2 protein-coding genes are annotated in these 1,882 nt (G+C 75.1%); one reads left to right on the top strand and one right to left on the bottom strand.

What is annotated here, in order from left to right; genetic code table 11:
* The coding region (locus AB0G02_RS37775; protein WP_360804578.1) for a thiamine pyrophosphate-binding protein at positions 1-587 on the bottom strand (587 nt) is incomplete at its 3' end.
* 285 nt (positions 588-872) lie between these two features.
* Between AB0G02_RS37775 and AB0G02_RS37770 the strand changes: the two genes are divergently transcribed.
* On the top strand, positions 873-1,882 hold a 1,010-nt coding region (locus AB0G02_RS37770), incomplete at its 3' end, for a hypothetical protein (RefSeq protein ID WP_360804575.1).

Raw genomic sequence — 1,882 nt, 5'->3', positions numbered from 1 at the left:
GCGACCAGCTCCACGCCCGGCGTCACGTCCGGCACCGACGGCGCGCGGGTCGGGATGCGGCTCCACACCCCGGCGTCCGCGGTGAGGAAGTCGGTCGGCACGCCCAGGTACACCGGACCGTGCGGCGCGGTGGTGGCCAGCAGGGCGGCGCTGTCCGCGAAGGTGCCGATCGACTCCGCGTCGCGCAGCGTCCAGCCGCCCTTCACCACCGGCAGGAACATCGCCCGCTGGTCGCGCGTCTCGTGCAGCGTGCCCCGGTATTCGCCGGGACGGCGCAGCGTGGACGCGATGTCGGTGGCGACCACCAGCACCGGCGACCCCGACGCGTACGCCTCGCCGGTCGCGCCCAGGCAGTTCGCCGCACCCGGACCGGTCGTCACCAGCGCGACGCCGAGCCGCCCGGTCGCCCGGGCGTAGCCGTCCGCCGCGTACACCGCCGTCTGCTCGTGCCGGACGCCGACCAGCCGGATGCCGGAGGTCCGCAGCGCCTCCCACAAGGGCAGGTTGTGCACACCGGGCAGCCCGAACACGACCTCGACGCCGTGCGCGGCCAGCACGCCCAGCAACCGCTCCGCCCCGCTCACCATGCGCCTGACGCTAGGGATGCGCGGCCGTGCGGGCAATGTCACCCGACGTGTCATCCACGCGGCCGGCGCGGACGCGTCGCGGGGGAGTCGCGGGTCGGGGCTTTTGCTATCGTCGGAAGCGGCGTGTGTGGGCAGACGTGAGGCTGGAGCCACTCCCCGGCAACCGGGTGGCTGATCCGCCGCGGGGTGAGGGCACCCCTGCCCATGGAGGACCACCGAAGTCCGTTGAACGACGCGTGACGCGTCCTTGTTGCGCCGAGCCGGGCGGCGGGAGCGAGGACTGCCATGGCGCGATCGTCGTTGACCGAGCAACTGGTCGACCTCCGCCGGAGCTACACCGGGGAGAACCTCACCCAGGCCGTGCCCGCGGTGAAGGCCGTGCTGCACGACCTGCCCGACGACCGCCGCGAACGAGTGGTCGACGCCCTGCGGGGCAAGGCCGACGTGCGCGGCCTGTTCCTGCCCGACGCGGAGGGCGACGACCAGCGCGCGCTGGAGTGCGTGCTGCTCCAGGCCGGTCTGGACGCCGGCGCGCACCTGCAACTGCGCCCGCCCGCGAGCATGCTGCGCCCCGCGCACGCGTTCCGCACCGTCGAGCCGGGACCGCACCCGCGCGTGCACCTGACCGAGCACGCCCTCGGACCCCTGCTCTACGAGCTGCTGCCGCGCCACGACGAGTCGTGGGTGGCGGGCGTGGCGGGCCTGCGGGTCACCCACCACCCGCGGTCGGTGGAGCTGCGGCTGGTCGGGCTCGACGCGGCCGTGCACCTCGCGGGCGTGGACGAGCGGGCCTGGGCCGAGGGCATGAAGTACGTGCGCACGCTGCTCAAGGGCCGCAACCTGGGCAGCGCGTTCATCGACGGCCCGCTCACCGCGGTCGAGCGCGAGCACCTGGCCGGGACGCCGTACCCGACCGGCGTGGGCAGCGCCGTGCTGCGCCGGTACCACCTGTTCAGCGCGGCGCCGTGGGTGCGCGCGCTGGCGCAGGGCGACCGGTGGTGGGTCGAGTGGCCCGAGGGCCTGGGCGTGGTGGCGATCGCGGATCGGCTGCTGCACCCCGTGTTCGGCCTGCCGGGTTCTGTGGAAGTTCCCAGTGCCGCCGGCGGCCTCGGCCTCTCCACCGGCTGGTACGACCTGTTCCTGCGCGAGGTGGACGGTCCGGACCCCGAGCAGGAGGCCGCGCTGGCCGCGGTGGAGTGGCCGGAGGGCGTGACCGGCTGGTGGGAGCCGCCGCACGCGGTCAGGTGTGCCGGACGGCCCCTGGCGGGGCACACCCGCCAGGGGCGGCGTCCGAC

The sequence above is a fragment of the Actinosynnema sp. NPDC023658 genome (assembly GCF_040639995.1).
Taxonomy (GTDB): Bacteria; Actinomycetota; Actinomycetes; order Mycobacteriales; family Pseudonocardiaceae; genus Actinosynnema.
This window is presented reverse-complemented; position numbering and strand designations above follow the sequence as displayed.